This is a genomic window from Ralstonia sp. OTU4908 (genome assembly GCF_038440115.1).
GTDB lineage: Bacteria > Pseudomonadota > Gammaproteobacteria > Burkholderiales > Burkholderiaceae > Ralstonia > Ralstonia pickettii.
Genome location: NZ_JASATD010000004.1, coordinates 95,898 through 119,722 on the forward strand (window position 1 = coordinate 95,898; position 23,825 = coordinate 119,722).

18 protein-coding genes and 1 riboswitch are annotated in these 23,825 nt (G+C 61.5%); of the genes, 8 read left to right on the forward strand and 10 right to left on the reverse strand.

The window, feature by feature from the left end; translation table 11 throughout:
* Positions 1 to 10 precede the first annotated feature (10 nt).
* Both AAHM38_RS05350 and AAHM38_RS05355 read right to left on the reverse strand, forming a co-directional pair.
* Positions 11 to 1,141: a sensor domain-containing diguanylate cyclase gene (locus AAHM38_RS05350; protein ID WP_012762867.1), complete on the reverse strand. Its 1,131-nt coding sequence runs from the start codon at positions 1,139 to 1,141 to the stop codon at positions 11 to 13.
* 75 nt (positions 1,142 to 1,216) lie between these two features.
* Positions 1,217 to 2,380 (reverse strand): metallophosphoesterase, encoded by a 1,164-nt coding sequence (locus AAHM38_RS05355; protein ID WP_012762866.1) that lies wholly within the window; start codon positions 2,378 to 2,380, stop codon positions 1,217 to 1,219.
* Between the two features lie 151 nt (positions 2,381 to 2,531).
* Here AAHM38_RS05355 and AAHM38_RS05360 point away from each other — a divergent pair, with 151 nt between their 5' ends.
* Positions 2,532 to 3,479, forward strand: a complete 948-nt coding sequence (locus tag AAHM38_RS05360) for a LysR substrate-binding domain-containing protein (RefSeq protein WP_012762865.1) — start codon at positions 2,532 to 2,534, stop codon at positions 3,477 to 3,479.
* Positions 3,480 to 3,660: 181 nt separating this feature from the next.
* Here the strand turns inward: AAHM38_RS05360 and AAHM38_RS05365 are convergent, their stop codons facing one another.
* The 5 genes from AAHM38_RS05365 to AAHM38_RS05385 all read right to left on the reverse strand — a co-directional run bounded on the left by AAHM38_RS05365 (position 3,661) and on the right by AAHM38_RS05385 (position 8,125).
* The gene (locus AAHM38_RS05365; RefSeq protein WP_012762864.1) at positions 3,661 to 4,671 is read right to left on the reverse strand and encodes a sodium:calcium antiporter; all 1,011 of its coding nucleotides are present in this window, start codon (positions 4,669 to 4,671) and stop codon (positions 3,661 to 3,663) included.
* Positions 4,666 to 4,879, reverse strand: a riboswitch (yybP-ykoY riboswitch). It overlaps the preceding gene by 6 nt.
* Positions 4,880 to 4,903: 24 nt before the next feature.
* Positions 4,904 to 5,857 (reverse strand): hypothetical protein, encoded by a 954-nt coding sequence (locus tag AAHM38_RS05370; RefSeq protein ID WP_012762863.1) that lies wholly within the window; start codon positions 5,855 to 5,857, stop codon positions 4,904 to 4,906.
* Between the two features lie 143 nt (positions 5,858 to 6,000).
* Positions 6,001 to 7,305 (reverse strand): CDF family Co(II)/Ni(II) efflux transporter DmeF, encoded by a 1,305-nt coding sequence (dmeF, locus tag AAHM38_RS05375; protein WP_012762862.1) that lies wholly within the window; start codon positions 7,303 to 7,305, stop codon positions 6,001 to 6,003.
* Between the two features lie 7 nt (positions 7,306 to 7,312).
* The gene (locus tag AAHM38_RS05380; protein ID WP_012762861.1) at positions 7,313 to 7,591 is read right to left on the reverse strand and encodes a metal/formaldehyde-sensitive transcriptional repressor; all 279 of its coding nucleotides are present in this window, start codon (positions 7,589 to 7,591) and stop codon (positions 7,313 to 7,315) included.
* A gap of 288 nt (positions 7,592 to 7,879) precedes the next feature.
* On the reverse strand, positions 7,880 to 8,125 hold the full coding sequence (locus tag AAHM38_RS05385) for a universal stress protein (RefSeq protein ID WP_249354802.1): 246 nt from the start codon (positions 8,123 to 8,125) through the stop codon (positions 7,880 to 7,882).
* A gap of 947 nt (positions 8,126 to 9,072) precedes the next feature.
* Here AAHM38_RS05385 and AAHM38_RS05390 point away from each other — a divergent pair.
* The 4 genes from AAHM38_RS05390 (at position 9,073) to AAHM38_RS05405 (ending at position 14,444) form a co-directional block, all read left to right on the forward strand.
* Complete coding sequence (locus AAHM38_RS05390) at positions 9,073 to 10,569, forward strand: carbohydrate porin (protein ID WP_012762860.1); 1,497 nt, start codon at positions 9,073 to 9,075, stop codon at positions 10,567 to 10,569.
* Positions 10,570 to 10,963: 394 nt separating this feature from the next.
* A complete protein-coding gene (locus tag AAHM38_RS05395) occupies positions 10,964 to 11,167 on the forward strand; it encodes a hypothetical protein (RefSeq protein WP_012762859.1) in 204 nt (67 codons plus the stop codon).
* Positions 11,168 to 11,210: 43 nt separating this feature from the next.
* Positions 11,211 to 12,854, forward strand: a complete 1,644-nt coding sequence (locus AAHM38_RS05400; RefSeq protein ID WP_012762858.1) for an Nramp family divalent metal transporter — start codon at positions 11,211 to 11,213, stop codon at positions 12,852 to 12,854.
* An 801-nt stretch (positions 12,855 to 13,655) separates the two neighbouring features.
* The gene (locus AAHM38_RS05405) at positions 13,656 to 14,444 is read left to right on the forward strand and encodes a hypothetical protein (RefSeq protein WP_012762856.1); all 789 of its coding nucleotides are present in this window, start codon (positions 13,656 to 13,658) and stop codon (positions 14,442 to 14,444) included.
* A 53-nt stretch (positions 14,445 to 14,497) separates the two neighbouring features.
* On the opposite strand, the gene AAHM38_RS05410 is transcribed toward AAHM38_RS05405, so the two are convergent.
* Positions 14,498 to 16,015, reverse strand: coding sequence for an efflux transporter outer membrane subunit (locus AAHM38_RS05410; protein ID WP_041668305.1), 1,518 nt, complete (start codon positions 16,013 to 16,015; stop codon positions 14,498 to 14,500).
* A gap of 136 nt (positions 16,016 to 16,151) precedes the next feature.
* Between AAHM38_RS05410 and AAHM38_RS05415 the strand changes: the two genes are divergently transcribed.
* Positions 16,152 to 17,372, forward strand: coding sequence for an efflux RND transporter periplasmic adaptor subunit (locus AAHM38_RS05415; RefSeq protein WP_041668303.1), 1,221 nt, complete (start codon positions 16,152 to 16,154; stop codon positions 17,370 to 17,372).
* Between the two features lie 12 nt (positions 17,373 to 17,384).
* On the forward strand, positions 17,385 to 20,552 hold the full coding sequence (locus AAHM38_RS05420) for an efflux RND transporter permease subunit (protein WP_012762853.1): 3,168 nt from the start codon (positions 17,385 to 17,387) through the stop codon (positions 20,550 to 20,552).
* A gap of 29 nt (positions 20,553 to 20,581) precedes the next feature.
* Here AAHM38_RS05420 and AAHM38_RS05425 read toward each other — a convergent pair whose 3' ends face one another.
* Positions 20,582 to 21,187, reverse strand: a complete 606-nt coding sequence (locus tag AAHM38_RS05425) for a response regulator transcription factor (RefSeq protein WP_004637002.1) — start codon at positions 21,185 to 21,187, stop codon at positions 20,582 to 20,584.
* 77 nt (positions 21,188 to 21,264) lie between these two features.
* On the opposite strand from AAHM38_RS05425, the gene AAHM38_RS05430 reads away from it, so the two are divergent.
* Complete coding sequence (locus AAHM38_RS05430) at positions 21,265 to 22,872, forward strand: sensor histidine kinase (protein WP_012762852.1); 1,608 nt, start codon at positions 21,265 to 21,267, stop codon at positions 22,870 to 22,872.
* Here the strand turns inward: AAHM38_RS05430 and AAHM38_RS05435 are convergent.
* Entirely contained in the window at positions 22,869 to 23,792 is a 924-nt protein-coding gene (locus AAHM38_RS05435) for a cation diffusion facilitator family transporter (protein WP_012762851.1), read from the reverse strand. The genes AAHM38_RS05430 and AAHM38_RS05435 overlap by 4 nt on opposite strands.
* Positions 23,793 to 23,825 lie beyond the last annotated feature (33 nt).

Sequence of the window (23,825 nt, forward strand, 5' to 3'; positions counted from 1 at the left end):
GGCGCAAGCTTCAATGCGCGGGCTGTACCTGCTTGCGCAAGCGCTTGACGGTGTACATCTCGCGATCGGCCTGATCGAGCAGGGTGGTGATCTCCGTGCCGTCTTCGGGCATGACCGCGATGCCGACGCTCACGCGAAGGTCCAGCGGCTGGCCCTCGAACACGTACGGCTGCTGCACCTCTTCAATGATCCGCTCGCTTTGCGCCTGTGCATCGGCCCGCGCGCCAATGCCAGGCAGGAGCACGGCAAACTCGTCGCCGCCCACGCGCGCCACCGTGTCGGAGCGTCGTGCCGTGCGGCCCATGCGCTGTGCGGTCTCGCGGATCGCCGCATCGCCCGCGCGATGCCCATGCCGATCGTTGATGAGCTTGAGGTTGTCCATGTCGATGTTGAGCACGCCCAAGCCACCGTGCGCGCGTTGCGCCAGATGGATCGACTGCCGCAGGCGGTCATAGAACAGCGCGCGGTTGGGCAGGTCCGTCAGCGCATCGTGCGTGGCGCGCAGGTACAGCTGATCGCGCTCGGCGTTGGCGGCGTGGAACATGGCCGAGGCAATCAGCTCGGACATCAACTCCAGCACGCCGATGTCGCTGGCGCTGAAGGCGTCGACCTCCGGCGCTACCAGCTTGAGCACGCCGACCGTGGTGTCGAGGTGGCGCAGTGGTGTGACCACCATCGAGCGCAGACCTACGCGGCGGCAGGCCTCACGGTCGACGCGCGGGTCGGTTTCGGAATCGGTGCAGTGCAGGATTTCGCCGGTCTGTACGCACAGGCCCGACAGGCTGCCCTGGCGCGCAAGTCGCAGGCCCAGCAGCGTTTCGGTCAGGCCCGACGTGGCGCGATAGACCATCTCATCGCCTTCCGCCATTTCGACCACCGCGCCCGTCGCGCACGTCAGATGCTGTGCCCGCTCGGCGACCAACGCCATGATGGCGCCCAGATCGGTGCCGAGCTTGGCGATCTGGGACTGTGCTCGCACGATTTCGAGCAGCGTGGCTGGGTTTTGCAAAGGCGGGTGATCGATCGACATGGGAGGGTACAGCTGTGCCAGCGGGTCGAGCGATTCTAGCCCGGTCAACCGAACGACATAGACCGAAATGTCGCCGGTGTGAGGCGCCGTTACAACTTTCGGATGCACCATGAAGGTGCGGGCCGATTCGGCAGGCGGCAAGACATTGATGTCATAGGGTGCTTGTTGGATGCCGGCGCCTGCGGCTTAGCCAACGGTTGGCTCCAGCCGTATCAGCGTGATTTCCGACGGCGCGCCGAACCGCTTGGGCGGGCCCCAATATCCGGTGCCACGGCTGGTGTAGATCCACAGACGCCCCAGCTTGTGCAACCCGGCCGTAAATGGCTGCTGCAGCGGAACGAACAGGCTCCACGGCCAGAACTGGCCGCCATGCGTGTGTCCTGACAGTTGCAGGTCGAAGCCGGCCTCTGCCGCGGCCGGGGCGCTACGCGGTTGATGCGCGAGCAGGATCGTGGGCGTCACGCCGGACGGCGATCCCGCCAGCGCTCGCGTCGGATCGCTCGTGTGCGCAGTGTCGAACTTACCCGCACTGAAATCGGTCACGCCTGCGATCACCAGTGGCGCGCCGTCGTGTTCCAGCACTGCATGCTCGTTCATCAGGACCCGCATGCCCAGCCGTTCGAACTCCGACACCCAGGGACCGACGCCCGAGTAGTACTCGTGATTGCCCGTCACCGCAAAAACGCCGTGCCTTGCCGACATGCCTGCGAGCGGCGCGATATGCGGACGCAACACGTCCACCTCGCCGTCCACCAGATCACCTGTCACGGCGATGACATCCGGTTGCAGCGCATTGAGCCGGTCCACCACGCCCGCGACATACGCACGCTTGATGGTGGGGCCGACATGCAGATCGGTGATTTGCGCGATGGTGAAGCCGTGCAGCGGCGCCGGTAGGCCCGCAATGGGCACCGTCACCCGCGCGACGCGGGGGATGCGACGCGCGTTGACATAGCCGATCAACGTCACCAGCAAGGTGAGCGCGACGACGAGCAGGGCCGAGTCATGCCGATAAGCCTGTGGCAGCACGATCAGCGCGATGTCGCGCAGCAGCGTCAGCACGAACAGCGAAGAGAGCAGGCCCATCAGCAACGCACCGAACCAAGACACGCGATCCGCCAGCGAGATGGGGCGGATCACAAAGCGCGCGGCCATCCCGGTGGGGATCATGACCGTCGAAACGAGCAGGAAAAGGATGCCGGCAGCCCAACCCGCCCCGTTCCAGCCCAGATCCGGTAGCAGCCGGCACCCGATGTAGAGATGCAGCACAGCCATGAGCGCCACGGCCGTCGTCAGGAAGCGGCGCCTGCCGCGGGGCAGGGATCGGCTGCCGGTAGGTTCGTCACGCATGGTGGAGCGGCTCCTTTTTGTTTCGGTGGGGCGAATCCACGGAAGATGGGGCGACCGGCAGCGTTGTCAATGCCGGCCAACCGTTCGACCGCAAGCAATATTGCACGTCCCTTGGTAAAATCTATCGATATCCTCAAGCCGATTGATCGTCATGACGCTCACCGAACTCAAATACATCGTCGCCGTCGCGCGGGAACGCCACTTTGGGCGTGCCGCCGAGGCCTGCTTCGTCTCGCAACCGACATTGTCGGTCGCCATCAAGAAGCTGGAAGACGAACTGGCCGTGCAGATCTTCGAGCGCGGCGCGTCGGAAGTGAGCGTCACGCCCGTCGGCGAGCAGATCGTCACGCAGGCGCAACGTGTGCTCGAACAGACGATGGCGATCCGCGAGATCGCCAAGCAGGGGATGGACCCGCTGGCCGGGCCGCTGCGGCTTGGGGTGATTTATACGATCGGCCCTTACCTGCTGCCCGCGCTGGTCAAGCAGATGATCAACACCGTCCCGCAGATGCCGCTGATGCTGCAGGAGAATTTCACTGTGCGGCTGGTGGAGCTGCTCAAGCAGGGCGAGATCGACTGCGCCATCATGGCCGAGCCGTTTCCCGAGGCGGGCCTGATGACGGTGCCGCTGTACGACGAGCCTTTTGTCGTGGCGGTGCCGCGCGGTCATGAACTGGCCAAGGCGTCGTCGGTGGACCCGGAGGCGCTCAAGCAGCAAACCATGCTATTGCTCGGCAACGGCCATTGCTTCCGCGATCACGTGCTGGGCGTGTGTCCCGAGCTGTCGCGCTTCTCGCAGAACGCCGACGGTATCCAGAAGACGTTCGAAGGCTCGTCGCTCGAAACGATCCGGCATATGGTTGCCAGCGGTGTCGGCATTACAGTGCTGCCGCGTACATCGGTGCCGAACATGCAGCCCGCCGCCACCGATCTCCTGACCTACGTACCGTTCCAGGAGCCGGTGCCCGACCGCCGTGTGGTTCTGGCCTGGCGCAAGAGCTTTACCCGCATTGCCGCCATCGAGGCGGTGGCCAAGGCGGTCGCGCAATGCGAACTGCCCGGTGTCAAGCTGTTGCCGCCCACGCCGCTGATCCACTGATCCACCGACGTATCTGCTGGTCGTGTCGGCTTGGCGAAGGACATTGGAACAAGCGCCGAGCTGACTGGCGAGGAGAGCGCGGAGCCGGAGTCGACGTTGTCACCTTGCCGTTCGGAAGTCCATCGCTGGCGCCCGGGGGCCCGGTGTGTGTCGACAGCATGAAACGATGCAAGGCGTCCCGCTAGCGGGTGACCGGAAATCCGATCGCAAGAACAAGCGCAAAGAGCGCGTACAAGGAGCTGACTGCTATCAAGGTTCGCCCATGCATGACGCCGCGCCGGAACATCATCCACAAGAACAGGATGGCGACCGCGGTAATGATGCCGGACGCAAGCAGCGGCCCATCAAATCGCCACGGCGTGAAGAAGATCCCCAGTGCGCTCGGGATGGTGGCCTGAATCATCATGGCTCCCGAGATGTTGGCCAAGGCGAGGCGTTCCTTGCCCTGGCGGACCCAAATCAGCGCGTTCATCGTCTCGGGCAACTCGGTCGCAACGGGGCTAAGCAGCAGCGCGACAAGGTGTGCTGGCCAGTGCAGCGCTGTGCCAATCGCTTCGAGCTGTGCCACGAAGACGTGCGAAGCCCCGCCGATGACGACCAGCGCGAGCAGCGCTTGCAGCACAGCCCACCCCAGTGGAGGTTCCGCCAACTTCGGGCGAATTGAGAGGGGCTCCAGCGCCTCTTCCTCCGGTGCCGTGTCACTGTCCTTGATCTCGCGCCAGACGTAGATCGCATACGCCACGAGGAAAAGGATGCCGAGCCAAGGCTTATATGCAAAGGCAACAAGCCCCAGGGCAACCTTGACAACAAAGACGCCAAGGAAGCCCGCTTGGTCGCGGCTCATGCGGGCATGGTCGACCTTGACTTCCGCGGTAGCGCGGCCAAGCCGTCGTCGATTCATCATCAACGCCAAACCAACAACCGCATACGCGAGTGTGGCCAGGACAAGCGGGCCGCCCATCGCAGCGCCGACACCGAGGTCCTTCTGCTCGGCCGTCGAACCGAAGACCACAGCCACGAACGTGACGGCACTTTCAGGCAGTGCGGTCCCAAAAGCGGCCAATACTGAGCCGACGGCTGTGGCGCCAAGATTCAGTCGCTTGCCGCACCATTCGATGCCGTTGACGAAGTATTCGCAGGCCAAATAAATGGTGCCTGCCGACATCAGGAAAAGACCGATCGTGAGGAGCATGGAATAAGGTGGCCAGGCAACGCGATAAACCCATGGCACGACGACGCGCGTCGCCCGGCCGGGGTGCGCACGTCGCGGCCAAAGGTCTCGCCTGGCGGCTCTGCTTACAGCAGAGGCTGTCCACACCATGAGACAGCACGGTCTCAAGTTTGTTGATGTGGACTTCCGAGCATTGCGCCCGGAATGGCTACTCCCCAATGACAACGGGCCGCAGTTTAGCAGAGCACCCCTGCTAGCGGGTCAGGATCGGCTTTCCGAACAGCGCCGGCAGGAAATCGTCCAGGAAGAACAACACCTGCAAATTGGCGCCCACGCCCCGTGTCGATCCGTGGGTCAACGGCAGGACCAGCTCGGCTGCCACCTGCCATGTATCTTTGATGTAGGCGACGCCGGGGTTGACGGTGCCGCGCGTGCGCTGACCGCGTGGTGAGTCGAATGCGAACTCAACCAAGGGGATCCATTGGTGGAGGGGTTCCTCTTTGGGGAGCACGCCGGGTACAAACCGATCCGTCAAATAGAGCGTGCTGTACTCCAATGCGAACCCCCAATGCACGGTGGTGACGTTGGCTGTCCTTACAGGGTTGAACTGTCGCGTCATCGGGTCATAGCTCAGGTTGTCCGATGCTTTGCTGGTCGGTACGGCCACGCTGACGCCCGCCGTGATGCCGAACGGCCGCAACCAGGACCAGGCGTCAGGCAGCGATCCGAACCCCTGGCCAACGTACAGGCTGGGCGCGATGGTCGCTGCCGTGCTGGCGCCGAGGCGTTTAGCGCCGGTCTGGGGCAGCCCATAGATCAGCGAGGCGGCCACAAGCGTCTCGTTCAGATCGTCTTCGTAGAGCCGGGATTTGAGAATCAGGTCGGAACCGGTCGCGCCGGGCTGGCGTGCACCTTCCCAGTCGCGCCGGATGAAGCCAGTGTCAAAGCCGATCGAGACCTCAGGTGTCAGCAGCCGCGCAAACGAGACAGTCGTGGCGTGATCCGTGACGTTGCCGCCGTCGCCTGGGTGTTGCACGGTGCCAGCGGTGATCGAGAATTCGTCAGCAACAGCGGGGTCGTCGAAATTCAGTGTTCCCGGAAAGAAGCGGTTGCCAGCAATGCCGTGCGCGTGTGATGGGCTGCAAGCGAGCGCAGCAAGAGCAAGCGCTGCCGCGCAAATGCGGGCAAATCTAGATGGGCGGTACATGGTCGGGAGAGGAGCGTCCGCAGATAGGCCGCGGCAATGTCTTGTTGTTTTGGTCGGGGAAAGGCGGTGGAGCGGCCCCCACATGACGGGGTACCGCCTCCCTTGCTAGTGGTCCGGGGGATATGTTCGGGTCGGACGTCAGGTCATTCGGTCGGTAACGAATGAACCTCGACCGTAACGTGTGACAGGGCTTGGAATCGCCGCAGCCGTTCGTGATAAAACTGCGGTCCGCGATGCGCTTGGCGTGTGCCCACCGAGAGCACCACGCCCAAGTGCCCAGGGCCGATGCGCCAGACGTGCAGATCGAGCAGCGTGTCGCCATCGGTCTCCAGTGCAGTCTTGATGCGGCTGCCGATGTGCTTGTCGGGGGTCATGTCGACCAGGATGCCACCCGTGTCGCGCATCAGTCCGTAGGCCCAGTTAGCAATGACCAGCGCACCGACGACGCCTGCAAGCGGGTCCATCCAGAGCCAGCCGAAGGTTTTTGCCAGCAACAGCCCGATGATGGCCAGAACCGAGACGGCGGCATCGGCCACAACGTGCACATAGGCCGCGCGCATGTTGTGGTCGCGATGGTGCGCCCCGTGTCCATCGGCGTGTTCGTGGTCATGCTCTTCAAAGGCCATGCTGTATTCCTGACCGCCAATGCCGAGTACGGCAGTAAAGGCGTGCGGCTCCGGAATTTCTGTTGTGGATTCCAGGTAGTTCGCCTTGCGGACCATCAGGAATTCCTGCCGGCTGCCGTCGGGTCGGATGGTGGTGACCGTCGCCACGTCGCTGGGTAGCGGGGCGGTCTCTCCAGCCAGGCGGAACACTGGCGGTAGGCCATCTTCGAAGATCGAAAGTGCAAACACACCCGCTGGCGCGTCGATGTGTTGCACTTCCTTGCCATGCGGATGCGTGTCGCCAAGTCCGGCTGCGCCGTGATCGTGTCCGTGGGCGTGACCATGGTGATGATGGTGACCATGGCTGTGACCACCGTGGTCGCCACCGCTCAGCAGCCAGGCGCTTGCGATATTCACCAGCAAACCGACGACCGCAATCGGGATCGCCTCACCAAAGTGGATCGGCACCGGCGAGAGGAATCGAACCACCGCTTCGTAGCCAATCAGCAGCGCGATCATCGCCAGGATGATGGCGCTGGTGAAGCCGGCCAGGTCACCGAGCTTGCCCGTACCGAACACAAAGCGCGGGTCGTTCGCGTGGCGCCGCGCATAGGTGTAGGCCAGCGCCGCGATCAGCATGGCGCCGGCGTGCGTCGACATGTGCAGCCCATCAGCCACCAGGGCCAGCGAGCCGAACATGCTGCCGCCGATGATCTCGGCGGCCATCATGAGGGTGCAGAGCACGATCACCCCCCATGTCTTGCGCTCGTTTTTCTCGTGCCCCGCCCCCAGGAACACGTGGTCATGGCCGATACCGAACGGCGTGTCGTAGAAGTTACTCATGGCTGGCTCATTTGAAATAGCTGTGCACGACCTCGATCAGCTGCTCCTTGGCGCTGCCCTCGGCGTGTTCATGTTCGTCATCCACCTCGGTCAGGTGGGTGCGGATGTGGTCTTCCAGCACGATGGCCAGCAAGCCGTTCATGGCGCCGCGGCAACTCGTGATCTGCTGCAGGACCGGCGCGCACCCCTGTTCCTCCTCCAGCGCACGCTCAATCGCATCGAGTTGGCCGCGGATGCGCCGAACGCGGTTGAGCAGCTTTTGCTTCTCGCGGATGGTATGGCTCATCCATGACCTCGATAAATATACTATGGGGGGGTATACTACATTGAGTTCCGCTGCAGAGGGTGCAACATTTGCATCGAACCAAACGGCGTAGCCCTCTGCATATACGAGGGCGAAAACGTCCGACTGCGCCACGCGGGATTTCCTGCCGCCGGCCCGCAACGCCATCGCTCACCCTTTTGCTTTACTCCCCGATTGGACACATGTCGATGTAGCGAAGGAAACTGCAAAAAACCCCGCCGTTTGCCCAGGAAATAGCGAACTATGCTGCAAAAAATAGCGAAGATGATTTCAACCAAATTTGGCTGAACGAACTGCTCTGATTCCAGCGCAAGCCACTGCGCTAGGCCGGCCGACTCGGCGTATCAGCGTTACCGGAGTGCGCGACAGGCGCATCAGCTGATTCGAGAGCCTAGCTGCCATTAATGAGCCCAGCGGCGTGCGAGCTGCCGAGCCCATCACGATCATGTCGCATTGGTTGGCAGCAGCAGTTTGCACGATGGTTTCGGCCTCGCGGCCGACGCTGATCTGTGCCACGTAGTGGGAGCCAGCGTCGTCCAAGATGGCGCGCGCTTGACGCAGTGCCTCTTCGCCGCCCTTTTCTTCAAGCTAGCGTAGCACCTCAAGGGAGTAGTAGGCGCTGGCGCGGCCCCTTTCGAGCGGCGTCTGCACATTCAGCAGCACGATATGCGACGCACAACGGTCCTGGCAGCGGAAGGCCGCATGGCGCACCGCATCCAGTGCGTGGCGGGGCGGGAGCCGTTGACGGGCATAAGAAGTTTAAGCATTGCAAGGTCTAATCACGTTGATCGGCCGGTGGCAGGGTGAGTCGGGTAATTGCCTGCAAGTGCCTGGATAGGTCGGGCGCCACGCGCGCTTAAGAGGGGTCCGCAGTGCTCAAATCCGAGACCTCACGCTGCTCAATTGCTCGCCCATAACGTTGCTCCGCGCGCCTGTCAGTAATGTAGACAGCGACGAACAAGGCGATGATGGTGACCATGGCACCTACACTGAGCAGCCATCGAGCTAGCAGTTCCATTTCAGTTGGTGCGTATTGCGCCCGCGCTGGCCATCCTATCCCTGTGGGCGCTTTTCCGGCGTGGCGTTGTGAATGGGCGGACACTGTTGGCCATGAGTTCTCTATATGCGCTGTTCGCACTGATTGTTATCTTTGGATTCTCTAGTGCGCGCTATTGACCCGCCGACCCTCAGGACTGCCTAATTGTTGTACATGGCATACGCGAAGAAATGCCTTGCTGGCTTGCGTGAGACTTGCTAATCTGCGCGCCGTCACAACTACGGAAAAATTTCCATGGACAGTTGTTCTAGTCGATCTTGGGTCGCACTCTGAACGGCTAAGTTGCACGGCAGGTGGTGGTTCTTGCGTAGGTTCTCTGCGCGAGCCTCTTCCTGAATTCGATTGTTGTTCTCCGGTACGGCCATGTGGCCGCACGTTTTCGTGCGCGTCGCTATTGGGAGGCCCCATGCTGTTTTTTCCCCTTATTCAACACATTTGGGTGGCAGTGCGTTCGCTTTCTGTAGTGCGAGCCACAGTCCTTAGCCAGGTCGCCCGTCGCCGTTCAGCTCAGCTGTCCATGGCAGTGCTGATGTCTGCCTTGGCTTGCGTTGCCCACGCAGAAAATACCGTCCTAGCCGAAACCCCGCCTACTTCTTCGGCGGAGGATCAGAATGCCGTGGGTTCTAAATCGCCTGCTTCTGCCGAGCAAGCGCCGGCAATGCCGGAGGCACAGTGGTGGAATTTCCACGCGCAGGCCACTCATATCACCCAGTGGCACTCCAAGTTCCGAGCCCCCTACGCTGGCGCGAACTCTTTGGCCTCCGACGGCGAGAGCAGTGAAACCACCGACATGACGCTCTTCGTTGGGCTGCGTCTTTGGCATGGAGCCGAGTTGTATGCGAACGCCGAAATTGATCAGGGCTTTGGCTTGAGCAACACGCTCGGTGTGGCCGGCTTTCCTAGCGGAGGTGCATACAAAGTCGGCAACAACACGCCTTACCATAAGCTGCCGCGGCTTTTCCTGCGACAGACCATCAACCTGGGGGGGGAGTCTGAACCGTTGGAGTCAGCGGCAAATCAACTCGCTGGGTCGAGATCCGCTGACAACATCACCGTCACCGTCGGCAAATTTGCCGTAGTGGACGTCTTTGACACCAACAGCTACGCGCATGATCCCCGTGCAGACTTCTTGAACTGGTCTGTTATCGAAGCCGGTGCTTTCGATTATGCGGCGGACGCGTGGGGGTACACGCGCGGTGCTGCGGTGGAGTGGACACAATCTTGGTGGACCGTGCGCGGGGGCTTCTTTGCCCTGTCAACGACACCGAATAGCGAGTCCATCGATGTAGGCTTCAAGCAGCATGAATGGGTCGGCGAAATCGAAGCGCGCCATCAGTTGTTGGGCCGTCCGGGCAAGTTGAAATTCCTGGCCTTCGTGAACCGCGGCTATATGGGCCGCTATGACGATGCGGTGAGTCTGGCGCAGCAGACAGGATCGACGCCAGATACATCCTTGGTCAGGCAGTTCGCCTCCCGACGTGGCGTCGCGCTCAATGTTGAGCAAGAACTGGCAAATGATTTGGGTTTCTTTGCTCGGGCCAGCATGAATGACGGCAACAAAGAGACCTTTGACTTCACCGATATCAATCAGTCAGTTTCTGCGGGCCTTTCCATGTCCGGTAGCCGCTGGGCGCGTTCCAAAGACAGGCTTGGCGCTGCTTTTGCAGTGAACGGTTTATCCAAGGCGGCGAGGCAGTATTTTGCGGCCGGCGGGTTGGGCGTCCTGATCGGGGACGGCGCACTGAACTACGGTACTGAGCGGATCGCTGAAATTTACTACACTTGGGCAGCCATGCCTCATGTCACTGCTGGGCTCGACTACCAGTACATTGTCCACCCCGCCTATAACCGGGACCGGGGACCTGTTTCGGTCGTAGCCGCACGCCTTCATCTGGATTTTTGATGCAGAATTTCTGTCCAACTAGCGTTTTGAGTAACGGGCACGCGAAGCAGGCGGCATTGCATCCCTGAAGCGTGCTTATTTGCATCGGACCGGCGCGGCAATTGCGCGAGAGCGTCCGTGCTGCGCTCCTGCTGATGCGCATTGATTACTAAGCGGCACTTTTGCAATCGGAGGACCCATATGGACAGTCCGAGTCGACCTTACCCGACATTTTCATCCCACTAGGCGAGTCCGCCGCACGGTTGTTCCCTGCTGCTGACTTGCCGTCCAGGCAAGGCAGCGGTGTCTCTCGTCGCTCCTTGATCGTTTGAATCCGCCGCTCGGGGTCCACGCCCTTGCGCGGCGATTGCCGCATGCCGTGCACCGATGGTGCCCATGCGGCCAGGAGTGACCCATGCGCAAATTCAACATCCCCGCCCGTCGTTTCTCGGCGATTGCACTGCCGTTCAGCTCGCCGTTCGTGCAAGCACGGGCCGGTGCGCCTGAACGCGCCAACGACGTGGCCGCCACGCCCAATCGGCGCGCTGGCGACGGCCAATCGCTCTCCAACCACGGTTACGCCGCAGCGGCCATCCGGCTGTCGCGCACCTACTGGTAGGCCCACGCGCGGTATCCAACAACACCAACAAACGGAGGTCGATATGACCCATTTCGCTTCGGGCATCGACGCACCACCGCGTCACGCCGCGCTCGACGACGCCCATGTGGGCGACATCCGTGGTGCACTCGGCACCATCGCCCACCATGACACCGGCGCACGGGATAGCTGGCGTGCGCGTTTGCGGACGCTGCTCGCCATCCTCGGCCCCGGCCTGATCGTCATGGTCGGCGACAACGATGCCGGTGCCTTCGGCACCTACACGCAGGCCGGGCAGAACTACGGCACCACGCTGCTCTGGACGTTGCTGTTGCTCATCCCTGTGCTTTACGTGAACCAGGAGATGGTGCTGCGCCTGGGCGCCGTCACCCGTGTGGGCCATGCGCGGCTCATCTTTGCGCGCTTCGGCAAGTTCTGGGGCAGCTTCTCCGTCATCGATCTGTTTCTCGTGAATGCGCTGACGCTGGTGACGGAGTTCATCGGCATCAGCCTCGCGCTGGAGTACCTCGGCATCCCGCGCCATTGGGGCGTGTGTGCGGCGGCCGCGCTGGTGATGCTGGCCGCGTCCACCGGAGACTTCCGCCGCTTCGAGCGCTTTGCGCTGGCGCTGGTGGCCGGCAGCCTCACGCTCATTCCCGTGTTCGTGATGGTGCATCCGCCGATGGGGCAGGTGGCGCGCGACTTTTTCGTGCCTGCGCTGCCGACCGGCGCACCGCTGGCGGAGGTGATGCTGCTGATCATCGCCATCGTTGGGACGACGGTGGCGCCGTGGCAGTTGTTCTTCCAGCAGAGCTACGTGATCGACAAGCGCATCACCGCGCGCTTCATCCGCTATGAGCGTGCGGACCTGTGGCTGGGCATCGTGCTGGTGATTGCCGGAGCGGTGGCGATGATCGCGTTCAGCGCGCAGGCCTTCCACGGCACGCCCGCGTTCGGCAACTACACCGATGCGCTGGGTACGGCGAAAGGGTTGGAAGCCCATTCGGGCCGCTGGGCCGGGGTGCTGTTTGCGATTGCGCTGCTGGATGCCAGCATCATCGGCGCGTGCGCGGTGTCGTTGTCCACGGCGTATGCGATTGGTGATGTGTTTGCCGTGCGGCACTCGCTGCATCGCAAGCCGACGGAGGCCAAGGGCTTCTACGCGATCTACTTCGGGCTGACCTTGCTGGCTGCCGGCTTGGTGGTGACGCCTGGTGTACCGCTGGGGTTGCTGACCAACGCGGTGCAGTCGCTGGCCGGTGTGCTGCTGCCAAGCGCGACGGTGTTTCTGCTGCTGTTGTGTAACGACAAGGCCGTGCTCGGCCCATGGACGAACGGCCGCGCCATGAACATCTTCACGGGCGGCGTGGTGGCGGTGCTGGTGATGCTGTCCGTCATCCTCACTGCGGCGGTGCTGTTTCCCGGCATTGGCGAGTTCGAGATCGGCGCGATCCTGGTGGGCGGTTCGCTCATCGCCATCGTCATGTCACTGGTGCTGTGGCGCATCGAGCGACGCACGTATCGGCCGCATCATCCGCAACGTGTGAGCGTGCTTAATCGTGACCACTGGACGATGCCGCCGCTGGAGCAGCTCACACCGGCGCGGTGGACGCCGCTCAAACGCACGTGGATGTTCGTGCTGCGCGGCTACCTTGTGGTGGCGGCGGGGCTGGTGCTGGTGCGGATCGCCGGACTGCTGACAGGGTAAGGCCAGGCCAACTGCTATTTACTTGCATTTGCTCAGCTTCGGCGCGTGCCGGCGAGAGCTTCGGCGTACTTCCAGCTTCACGCGCGGGGTAACTGAAGCGGTTGTGAGTCCAGTTGGGCAACGGGGACCAGAGGTTGCTCGCAATCGTGAATGTTCACGTATACGGGAGTGTCCTTCCTCAACGTACTACCCGCGGGTAGCGGTACCACCACGTGGCGCAATTTCCGCCCGCTATGCATGTATTTGTCGGCCATGGTTCCGAAGTCAAACCTCACGACAGCAAACAGTTGCGGCGCGCTGGATTGGCCTACCCCTTGCTGACACAGCGCCACGAACCTCCCCAGATCGGCAGGCGCTCCAACCTTTTCGATTTCTCCGACTCTCCATCCCTCGTCGTACGCATATTTGCCTTCATAGATGGTCGTGCAACCGGCGAGGGTCATGATCAATAGGGTGCTGAGTGCTGCCACGCGCAGTGTCGAATGAAGAGCAAGCTTCCTCGGAGTTCCTATCATCATCCGCCCCTTGTTCCTCGATATTGGACCCGCGGCCACGGACCTGTTCGATAGTCGTTGCGCATATGCTGAAAGTCCAAGCCCTATATTCAGTTTAGGGCAGGTCCTTCACACAGTGATACCGTACAAATCACAGTGCCATACGTGTCGGATACCGTACGGAGGTGAACCGGAGTAGTGCAAACGAAAACGCATCTCATGCCGGTTTTTGTTTGCGGCACCGGGTTATTCCGCAAAAGAACTTGCGTCGCGTCTATGCTTGCGCGGCTAGAAATCGGAGCCATCCATGCTGCATGCACGCCTCTCCAGCCTTGTCGGGCTCATCGTTACGTTACTGGGTCTATCGGCGCTTCCGGCGCATGCCGTCCTTCCAGATGAGATTCAGGTCTACACCGGTGACATCAACGCACCTGGCGAGTTTGGTCTTGAGCTGCACCTCAACACAACGCCAAGCGGCATTTCGGAACCGTCCTATCCGCGCGAAGTCACAACGCCGCATGGTTGGCGGGCTACGGCCGAGTTTTCTTACGGCCTGACGTCGTCGGTAGAGCTTGGCCTGTACGTCCCGACCGCGCTCACACGCGAGAACACCTACTACGTCACGGGGCCAAAAGTGCGCGTGAAGTGGATGCCCGTTCGACCGGAAGAAGGCGTCGGTTACTTCGCTGGTGTCAACGTCGAGCTCGCTCACGTTGCAAATCGGTTTGATCAATCGCAGCAAGCGGCCGAGTTGCGACCAATCTACGGTTATCAGAATGAAGAGTGGCTATGGGCGTTCAACCCAGTGCTCGACTGGAACCTCTCTGGCCCTGACCGCAGCGGGGTGCCCGAAGTCGCACCTGCCTTCAAGGTCGCGCGGACATTGGCAACAGGTGTTCGCGCTGGATTGGAGTACTACGCTGGGCTGGGGCGCGTCGACCATGTTTTGCCATTGCAAGAACAGCAGCACACCGCCTTTCTTGCGTTTGACGTGGATCGCAAGCCGTTCGTTTTCAACTTTGGCGTGGGCCGAGGTTTGACGCGCGCTACCGACCGATGGACGTTTAAGTGGATTTTCGAAATCCCCTTGAGCTGATCATCAGTTGGTGGGCTTCAATTCTCAATTGGAAGGCCCACGCCTCGTCAGCATCAGCGCTGTGCGATGTCACCTCCGCCCCGGTTCCACCACCCGCCCCCTAGCGCTTGAAATAGCGCAGCCGTGTCCGAGAGTCGGTTTGCGCGCGCCTCGATAGTGGCCTGCGCTGCTGTCTGATAGGCCTGCTCGGCGTTCAGCACGGCGAGGAGGTTGACTTGGCCGATTGCCCGCTGCTTGTCTGTGATGTTCAACGTCTTGCGTGCGGCCTGCTCGGATTTGAGCGAGGCTTTCAGCACGTCGGCGTCGGCATCCAGCGCGTGTAGGGTGTCGGCGACGTTCTGGAAAGCGGTGACCACGGTGCCACGGTACTGCGCCTCCGCTTGATCGACGCCCGCAACCGCCGCCCGCTTTTTCGCCAGCAGCGCCCCGCCGTCAAAGAACGTCTGTGCCACGTTGCCGACCAGGCTCCAAAAGACGTTCCCGTCACGGAACATCTGGCTGAAGATTTCGGCGGTGCCGCCTTTGGTCCCGGTAATCGTCAACTGCGGCAGCATATTGGCGATGGCCACACCTACCTGTGCAGTCGCGGCGTGCAGTTGTTCTTCGGCGGCACGCACGTCAGGGCGTTGTCGCACGAGATCCGACGGCAGCGACACCGGCAACTCCTTCGGCAGCGTGAAGTCCGCAAACGTGAAGGTCTCGGGGATGCCTTCGCTGGGTAGTTTGCCGGCCAGAGCGGCCAACAGATCGCGCTGCACCGCCAGTTGCTTTTGCAGATTGGGCAGCGCCTGCTCCGCTTGCGCCAGCGCCGTCTCGGCGGCCGCTACCTCCAGCCCCGTCACAGCGCCAAGTTGGAACTGCTTGTGCAGGTTGTCGAGCAACTGCGTATTGATATCGACAATGCGTTGCTGCGCCGCGATCTGTGCGCGCAGCGAGGCTTCCTGCACGGCAGCCACCACGATGTTGGACGCCAGTGTGAGATAAGCCGCCTCCATCTGGAAATACTGCGCATCTTCGGTTGCCTTGAGCGATTCCACCTGGCGGCGATTCAGCCCGAAGACATCCGGTGCATAGCTCACCGTGAGCTGCGCGGTGTGCAGGGTGTAGATCGGCGCACCGGAGGTGAGCGTGGGCGAAATCGTGCCCACGGCATTCTGTTGGCGGCTGGGCTGATAAGAGCCCTGCAGCATCGGGAAGAACGCTCCCTGTTGTGCCCGCGTCTGCTGCTGCGCCACGCGCAGGGCAGCCTGGGCGGCGGCAAGAGTCGGGCTGGCGGCAATTGCATTGGCGATTGTCTTGTTCAGCTTTTCCGACTGAAACGTCTTCCACCATTGGTCGGACACCGGCATCCCCGACACGAAGCGCTGCGCCTCTCCACCCTGCGTGGCGGCGGTCGACGTCTGTTGCGGCAGTGGCTGCGGCGTATAGCCGCTTACCTTAGGGGCTTCGGGTGTTTTGAAATCCGGTCCGACCGCGCAGGCGGTGGTCAATAGGCATGCCGCCGCCATGGCAGTCAGGCGTAGAAGAACGGAGGCGGAAGATGGCGTGCCAAGGGCAGTGTTGGCGGGCATGGAGGCACCCAGTCTGATCGAATGGCGGCGATTCTATGAGAGCGGCGAATCATTGCGAACTGTGATTCATCACAGTAGACCGATCTGTGGGTGAGCAGCATCATGCGGGCAAATTTCTATCGTCTGGGGTATTGCTGTGCAGGTCGATTACAAGTCCGCTGCCATTGGGGGCGCCGTTGCTGCGTTGGTCGTTGGTGGCCTGATGTGGGGAATCGGGAGCCAGAATCGCTCGGAAGCCGCGCTCGCTCCGTCGTACACAGGCGCGCCCGTCGCTGTGCCTGCGTCGCCGTCGCGTGATGGCCAAGCCGTCACTTTGAGCCAGGGCCAATTGCAGTACATCAAGGTCGCACCTGTGGAGCTGCGTGCATTCGCCAGCCGGCGTGAAGCCGTGGGCAATGTCGATTTTAACGAGGACCACGCGGTGCAGGTCTTCACGTCATACCAGGGCAAGATCCGCAACACGTATGCCAAGGTGGGCGACACCGTTGCCAAGGGCAAGCCGCTGTTTGATATCGAGAGCCCCGATCTGGTGCAAGCAGAATCCACGCTGATCTCCACTGCTGGCACGCGCAAGCTGACGACCGATGCGCTGGCCCGTGCGCGCCAGTTGTATGAGATTCAGGGCTTGGCACAGAAGGATCTGGACCAGGCTATCTCTGACCAGCAAGCTGCTGAGGCTGCCTACAAGGCCGCGCGTGAAGCCCTGGCGGTATTTGGCAAGACACCCGCGCAGATGGACCAGATCGTCCAGACGCGCAAGACCGATTCGCTGCTGACAGTGGTCAGTCCGATCTCGGGTCAGGTGACTGCGCGCAGCGCCCAGCCGGGCTTGCTCTTGCAACCGGGCAACGGCACGGCGCCATTTACGGTGGCTGACGTGTCAACCATGTGGATGCAGGCCTTTGTGCCGGAAGCCGACGTGCCGCTTCTGCATGTTGGACAGCCGGTCAAGATTCACGTCATGGCATTCCCCGGCCGGGTCTTCAACGGCAAGATCACCACCGTGGGCGCGTCGGTCGACGCCAATACGCACCGTATCCTGGTGCGCTCGGAAATCGACGACCCTAAGCACGAATTGCGCCCCGGCATGTTCACCTCGTTCGACATCACCACCGGCGCGCCCATCCAATCTCCAGCATTGGCGATGGACGGCGTAGTGCGCGAGGGTGACGGCACCATGACCGCCTGGGTCACCACCGACCGCAAGCGCTTTGCGCGGCGCGTGATCAAGCTCGGCCTTGAGCAGGACGGCTTCGTGCAGATCCTTGAGGGTCTGAACGCCGGCGAACTGGTCGCCAATGAGGGTGCGTTGTACCTGAGCACGGCTGCTTCCGGCAGCGTCAATAGCGCTGACTGAAGGGAGTTCACCGTGCTCAAAGCGATTCTCAAGCTGTCGCTGCTGCGACGGCCGCTGATCCTGTTGTTCCTGCTGGCGTTCGTGGCGGCAGGGTTGTTCGCGTACTCCAAGCTGAATATCGAGGCGTACCCCAACCCTGCGCCAGTTATTCTCGAAATTACCGCACAAACGCCGGGCCTATCGGCCGAAGAAATGGAGCGGTACTACACGGTGCCAATGGAAATCGGCTTGGCCGCGACACCCGGTGTGGAGAATATCCGCTCCACGTCGTTCTACGGTCTGTCGTTCGTGCGCGTGACCTTCAAGTACGGGATCGACTACTACTTTGCTTACACGCAGGCGGCACTTGCCCTCCAGCAGAACGTCAGCTTGCCCAACAACGTCCAGCCGCAGATTCAGGCGTCCAGCCTGGTCGGCGAGGTGGTGCGCTATCAGTTGAAAGGACCGCCCCACTTTGGGCTGACCAACCTGCGAACCTTGCAGGATTGGGTATTGCAGCGCCGCCTGAAGACCGTACCGGGCGTGGCCCAGGTGGTCAGCTGGGGAGGCACGACCAAGGAGTACGACGTCGAGGTCGACCCAAAGAAGCTGGAAGCCTATGGCGTCACCCTGCCGCAGATGATGACGGCGCTGGGCAATGCCAACATCAACGTCGGTGGGCGCACGATCAATTTTGGGCAGCAGTCCGTCAACATCCGCGGCGTGGGTCTCATCCAAGACGTGAAGGACATCGACAAGATCGTCCTCACGCAGACCAACGGGGTGCCCGTGCAGGTCAAGGATGTTGCGAAGACGAAGATCGGCTTCGCGCCCCGTCTGGGCATTGCCGGCCGTGACAACGAAAGCGACGTCGTCACCGCCATCGTGGTGATGAACCGCACCATGCAGACCAACGACGTGGTGGCGCGCGTCAAGGCAGAGCTGGACAAGATCAATGCCGATGGCACGCTGCCGGCGGGTGTGAAGGTCGAGCGCTACTACGATCGCTCGGAGCTCGTCTCCGTCACCACGCATACGGTCATGCACGCGCTGCTGTTTGGCTGCCTGCTGGTGTTCTTTATTCAATGGATATTTCTGGGCGATCTGCGCAGCGCCATCATTGTCAGCGCGAACATTCCGTTTGCGCTGTTCTTCAGCATACTGATCCTGCTGCTGACGGGGGAGTCCGCCAACCTGCTCTCGGTCGGGGCGGTGGACTTCGGGATCATCGTGGATTCATCCGTCATCCTGGTGGAGAACATCTTCCGCAACTTCCAGATGCCGGCCGCAGAGCAGACGCGCCTGCTGATGAGCCGTGACGCGAAGATGCTTGGATTCCGCGTGCCCGAACGCCTGCGCATGATTTTCGTCAGTGCCTTGCAGGTTGATCGCGCGGTGTTCTTCTCGGCGCTCATAACGGTGGCGGCGTTCGTTCCCCTGTTCACCATGCAGGGGGTGGAAGGTCAGATCTTCGGCCCCATGGCGCGTACCTACGGCTATGCACTGGCCGGCGCACTGATCGCCACGTTCACGGTCACTCCAGCATTGTGCTCGTACCTGCTGCCCAAGAAGATTGAAGAGACGGAAACTTGGCTCGTCCGCATGTTGCATAAGGCTTATCAGCCTGCGCTGACGTGGTCGCTATCCAACCGGCGCATTGCCGTGACGATCGGTGCGGTCGTGCTTGCGGCAACCGCGGCACTTATGCCTCTGCTGGGCACCGAGTTCCTGCCCGCCCTTGAAGAAGGCAACCTGTGGATCCGGCTGACCATGCCGCAAACGGCCTCGCTGGAATCCGGCGTGGTACCGGTCTCGCGCATGCGCCAGATCCTGCTCAAGCACCCCGAGGTGCGCACGGTGGTGTCGGCTCACGGACGCCCTGACGATGGCAGTGATGCCGCTGGCTTCTACAACGCTGAATTCTTCGTACCACTTAAGCCGTTCGATCAATGGTCGGCCGGGATGACCAAGGAGAAGTTGATCGCGCAGATCCAAAAAGAATTCACCAGCGAGTTCACTGGGGTCGGGCTGAATTTCTCGCAGTACATTCAGGACAACGTGGAAGAGGGGTTGTCTGGCGTGAAGGGGGCCAACTCGGTCAAGATCATCGGCCCGGACTTGCAAGTGCTGGAAAGGTTGGCCGACCAGGTGCAAAGCGAAATGAGCAAGGTCAAAGGGATCACAGACCTGGGCATCTTTCGTGTGCTGGGTCAACCGAACCTGAACGTGCGCATTAACCGGGAGGCGGCCGCGCGCTATGGGCTGAACACAGGGGACGTGAACACCGTGGTGCAGGCTGCCTTGTCGGGCTCGCAGGCCACCACCATCCTGGAAGGTGATCGGCAGTTTGCCCTGACGGTGCGGCTGGCCCCGGAGTACCGCGCCACTATCGATGCGGTGCGCAACATCCGCGTCGCCTACACAAACGCTAACGGCGGCAACTCATACATTCCGCTATCGGCCCTGGCTGATATCACGCTGGATACGGGTGCGTCGTACATCTATCACGAGAAGAATGCCCGCTATATTCCGGTCAAGTTCAGCGTGCGTGGGCGCGATCTGGGCGGCACGGTGGAAGAAGCACAGCAACGCATCGCCCAGCATGTCAAGCTGCCGCAGGGTTACCGCATTGAGTGGGCGGGTGAATTTGAAGATCTGGAGCAAGCCAAGCAGCGGCTGGCGGTCATGGTGCCGATCAGCATTCTGTTGATCCTGGTGCTGCTCTATGGGCTGTTCAATTCGCTGCGCGATAGTCTGATGGCGCTGGCCGGGATTCCATTTGCGATTACCGGTGGGGTGGCAGCGCTGTTCCTGACGGGGTTGGACTTCAGCGTCTCGGCGGCAATCGGCTTTGTCTCGTTGTTTGGGGTGTCCGTGATGGACGGTATTCTGATGATCACCTACTACAACGACCTGCGCCGAGAGCGCGGCCTCCAGCCCACGGAAGCCATGTTCCATGCGGCGCAACAGCGGATGCGGCCCATGCTGATGACCGCGCTGTCGGCATGTATCGGCTTGTTCCCGGCGGCTATTTCCACGGGCATCGGCAGCCAGGTGCAGCGGCCATTGGCCACCGTGGTCGTGGGCGGCATGCTTGTGGGCCCGTTGATGCTGCTGGTGATCGTGCCTGCGTTGCGGATGGTCTTCCTCGGCAAGGAGCCGCCGTCTGAAGACCCGCCCCTTGAGGAAGCGCCGGTCTGAGCGATGGCCGCCGCTTCGTGCGGCGGCGCTTACGGCTTAATGATCCCTGCACTGGATGCCCTGACCACGGCTTCTATGCGCGTGGCGACGCCCAGCTTTTCGCGCGCATTGTCCATATGGAAATCGACCGTTCGCTTGGAGAGCCCAAGAATCGTGGCAATCTCACCCGATGTCTTGCCGCGCGCAGACCATGCCAGCACCTCGGCCTCGCGCTCGCTCAGTTGTACGGGCGGATGCGCGGCATGCGTGCGCGGCCGTCTGGCGAGCCGGGTCTGCACGATGCTAATCAGGATTTCGAAATCGACCGGCTTGGTCACGTAGTCATCGGCCCCCAGGCGCCGCCCGCGCAGTTCGGAGTCGCGTTGCGCCATCGCCGTCAGAAAGACGAACGGAATCTCGGCATACCGTGGCGCGAGCGTGCGCAACTGCTCCAGCAACTCGAACCCTGTCATGCCCGGCATGCCCACGTCGCATAGCACAAGATCGGGGGCTTCGCGCAGGAGCATCGCCAGACCGGACTCACCGTCGTGCGCCGTGACGATGGTATAGCCATGTTCAGCCAACTCTTCGGCGATCAGTTCGGCGGTTTCAATATCGTCTTCAATGCAAAGAATCTTGGCGCTGACTGGCTTCATGGATATTCCAGGTGATGGTATGGTGACTGATGCTCCGCTCACGACGGGGCCAAGGAACGCTGCGCAGGACACTACCTATGCACTCGCCAAAACCGGTCTCCGACGCGCCAGACGGGCGGCGCTTTGGAATCGCTTCTCCGTCGATCTTGCGCCCTATCCGGGTGCGGCTGACGCTGGTGTTCGTGGTTTTTTTACTGTTGGTGGTTGGCGTCGGCGCTTTCAGTATCGACCAATTGGCGAGTTTCCACAGCGTATCTGCGCAGATCAGCGGGCGCTGGCTTCAGAACAGCCGAATTCTAGGGGACCTGAACAACTACATCTCGGATTACCGCGCGGCCGAAGGCGATTTTCTGATCGCCTCGTCACGCGCCGATCTGCGAGCTGCCGACGAACAGGTCGCCATGCTAGACAAGTTGATTGCCACGTCCCAAGCCCGCTACGACAAGATCGAGCACGATAGTGCCGAACACGAGCTCTACAGCCAGTTTGTCACCCAATGGAATACGTATCGTGAGCTCGCGAAACGGCTGATGATTACTGCCAAGGCAGGCGACGTAGGGGGCGGTACGCGGCTCTACCACACGGACTCCAAGCATGCATTCGACTTGGCCAACGACACACTGGGCGTGATGACCGAGCGCAGTGTCGCTGGCGCGGCAGCAGAAACCGAGCGTGAGGCACAGGCCTACCACGACGCGCGGCAACTCATCATTGGGGCGATCGTAGTGGCGGCATGGCTGGTCGTGCTGGCTGTGATCTACCTTGTCTACGCTGTGTCGCGGCCGATTGCTGCGTTGGTCGATCGCATGCACCACATTGCCAACAACGACACCCGGATCGACATCCCTGGCTTGGAGCGCCACGACGAGATCGGCGATATTGCGCAGGCCGTGGCGCGCTTTCGAGAAAACACAATCGAATTGGGACGCAGCAAGGATGCACTGATTGCCCAAGCCGCCGTATTGCAGGAGACGCTCGACAAGGAGCGTCGCATGGCTGAGCTGCAGCGCAATTTCGTCTCGATGGCTTCGCATGAATTCCGCACACCACTAGGCGTGATTGATGGTCAGGCCCAGCGGTTGATGCGCATGCGTGACGCTTTGCCGCCTGAGGCGCTGGAAGAGCGCTGCGGGAAAATTCGCGCGGCGGTGCAGCGCATGACGCACCTCATGGATCACCTGCTCGACTCTTCGCACTGGTTAGATTCCACGACGCCCGCAGCGATGCGGCGCACCGATTTGCCGCTTGCGGCACTTTTGCACGAGGTTTGCGAGATGCACCGGGAAAGTACGCCAAGCGCACGGATCGACGAGTGCGTAGAGACTGATGAGCCGAACACATTCTTCGGCGATGCCCGGCTTCTGTTCCAGGCCTTCAGCAATCTTGTCGGCAACGCCGTCAAGTACTCACCGCCAGGCACACCGGTCAGCGTGCGTATGCGCAGCGATGCCGACGGTGTGTCGGTGACGGTTGAAGACCGGGGCATGGGCATACCCGAACGCGATATCGAGCGTTTGTTCGAGCGCTACGTGCGTGGGGGCAACGTTGCGGGGACGGTCGGGGCAGGTGTAGGGCTTTATTTGGTGAAGCTGGTAGTGGAACTGCACAGAGGGACGATCACCGTGACCAGCGAAGAAGGCAAAGGCTCAACATTCAACGTGTTCTTACCCCGCCTGAAAAGCTAGCTTGTGCCGGGTGGGAGCTCGACTACGGGATCGACGTGGGTCATGACATTGAGTACATCACGTCGTTCCAGGACGCGTCGCCTGGCTTCGAGCGCGATGTCGTGACCGACCTTCACGGTTGCGCTGCCTGCGATCTCCAGGTGTGCGTCCACCAGGATCATGTCGCCCATTTTGCGTGTCCGTACGTCATGAACGCCAAGCACGCCCGGCGTGCCGAGTATCACCTCCCGAATTTCGGTCGCCGTCTCTTCATCGACGGCTCTGTCCATGAGGTCGTGCAGGGCATCCGAGCCGAACTGCCAGCCCATTCTCGATACCATTAACCCAACAACGAATGCGGCCACTGGATCGAGCAGGGGAAATCCAAGCAAATTGCCGACGATGCCGAGTGCGACCACCAACGAGGAAGCTGCGTCGGAGCGAGCGTGCCATGCGTTCGCAATCAGCATGCTGGAGCGTACGCGCTCCGCAACGGCCAGCATGTACCGGAACAACAGTTCTTTGCTCACCAGTGCGCCAAGTGCGACCCACAAGCCGATCAACTTCACTTGTGAAATCGATTCCGGATGCTCCAGCTTGGTCACCGAGTTCCAAAGCATTCCGATGCCTACGGCGAGCAGCAGCAAGCCCAATACCAGAGAGGCCGCTGTCTCGAACCGAAGGTGACCATAGTGATGTTCCGCGTCTGGTCCCTTCTGACTATGGTGTCCAGCGAAGAGAACAACGAAATCCGAAACCAGGTCGGAAAGCGAGTGAATCGCGTCGGCTATCAACGCCTGTGAATGGGCAAGAACGCCAGCAATCAGCTGCGCAGCTGTTAGGGTCAAATTGACACCCACGCTCACGAGCGTGCTGCGTTTCGCCGCGCGCCTCATGGCGGGCGTCTCGCTGTCGAGATCGATCTCGGTTGGCTGTTGCATGGTTTTGTTTGTCTGATGGTCGAGGACAGATCA

What these genes read in the sequence shown, in the direction of transcription:
- AAHM38_RS05350 (WP_012762867.1), bottom strand. Translation starts at nt 1,141, where the DNA reads ATGGTGCATCCGAAAGTTGTAACGGCGCCTCACACCGGCGACATTTCG.
- AAHM38_RS05355 (WP_012762866.1), bottom strand. Translation starts at nt 2,380, where the DNA reads ATGCGTGACGAACCTACCGGCAGCCGATCCCTGCCCCGCGGCAGGCGC.
- AAHM38_RS05360 (WP_012762865.1), top strand. Translation starts at nt 2,532, where the DNA reads ATGACGCTCACCGAACTCAAATACATCGTCGCCGTCGCGCGGGAACGC.
- AAHM38_RS05365 (WP_012762864.1), bottom strand. Translation starts at nt 4,671, where the DNA reads ATGCTCCTCACGATCGGTCTTTTCCTGATGTCGGCAGGCACCATTTAT.
- AAHM38_RS05370 (WP_012762863.1), bottom strand. Translation starts at nt 5,857, where the DNA reads ATGTACCGCCCATCTAGATTTGCCCGCATTTGCGCGGCAGCGCTTGCT.
- dmeF (WP_012762862.1), bottom strand. Translation starts at nt 7,305, where the DNA reads ATGAGTAACTTCTACGACACGCCGTTCGGTATCGGCCATGACCACGTG.
- AAHM38_RS05380 (WP_012762861.1), bottom strand. Translation starts at nt 7,591, where the DNA reads ATGAGCCATACCATCCGCGAGAAGCAAAAGCTGCTCAACCGCGTTCGG.
- AAHM38_RS05390 (WP_012762860.1), top strand. Translation starts at nt 9,073, where the DNA reads ATGCTGTTTTTTCCCCTTATTCAACACATTTGGGTGGCAGTGCGTTCG.
- AAHM38_RS05395 (WP_012762859.1), top strand. Translation starts at nt 10,964, where the DNA reads ATGCGCAAATTCAACATCCCCGCCCGTCGTTTCTCGGCGATTGCACTG.
- AAHM38_RS05400 (WP_012762858.1), top strand. Translation starts at nt 11,211, where the DNA reads ATGACCCATTTCGCTTCGGGCATCGACGCACCACCGCGTCACGCCGCG.
- AAHM38_RS05405 (WP_012762856.1), top strand. Translation starts at nt 13,656, where the DNA reads ATGCTGCATGCACGCCTCTCCAGCCTTGTCGGGCTCATCGTTACGTTA.
- AAHM38_RS05410 (WP_041668305.1), bottom strand. Translation starts at nt 16,015, where the DNA reads ATGCCCGCCAACACTGCCCTTGGCACGCCATCTTCCGCCTCCGTTCTT.
- AAHM38_RS05425 (WP_004637002.1), bottom strand. Translation starts at nt 21,187, where the DNA reads ATGAAGCCAGTCAGCGCCAAGATTCTTTGCATTGAAGACGATATTGAA.
- AAHM38_RS05430 (WP_012762852.1), top strand. Translation starts at nt 21,265, where the DNA reads ATGCACTCGCCAAAACCGGTCTCCGACGCGCCAGACGGGCGGCGCTTT.
- AAHM38_RS05435 (WP_012762851.1), bottom strand. Translation starts at nt 23,792, where the DNA reads ATGCAACAGCCAACCGAGATCGATCTCGACAGCGAGACGCCCGCCATG.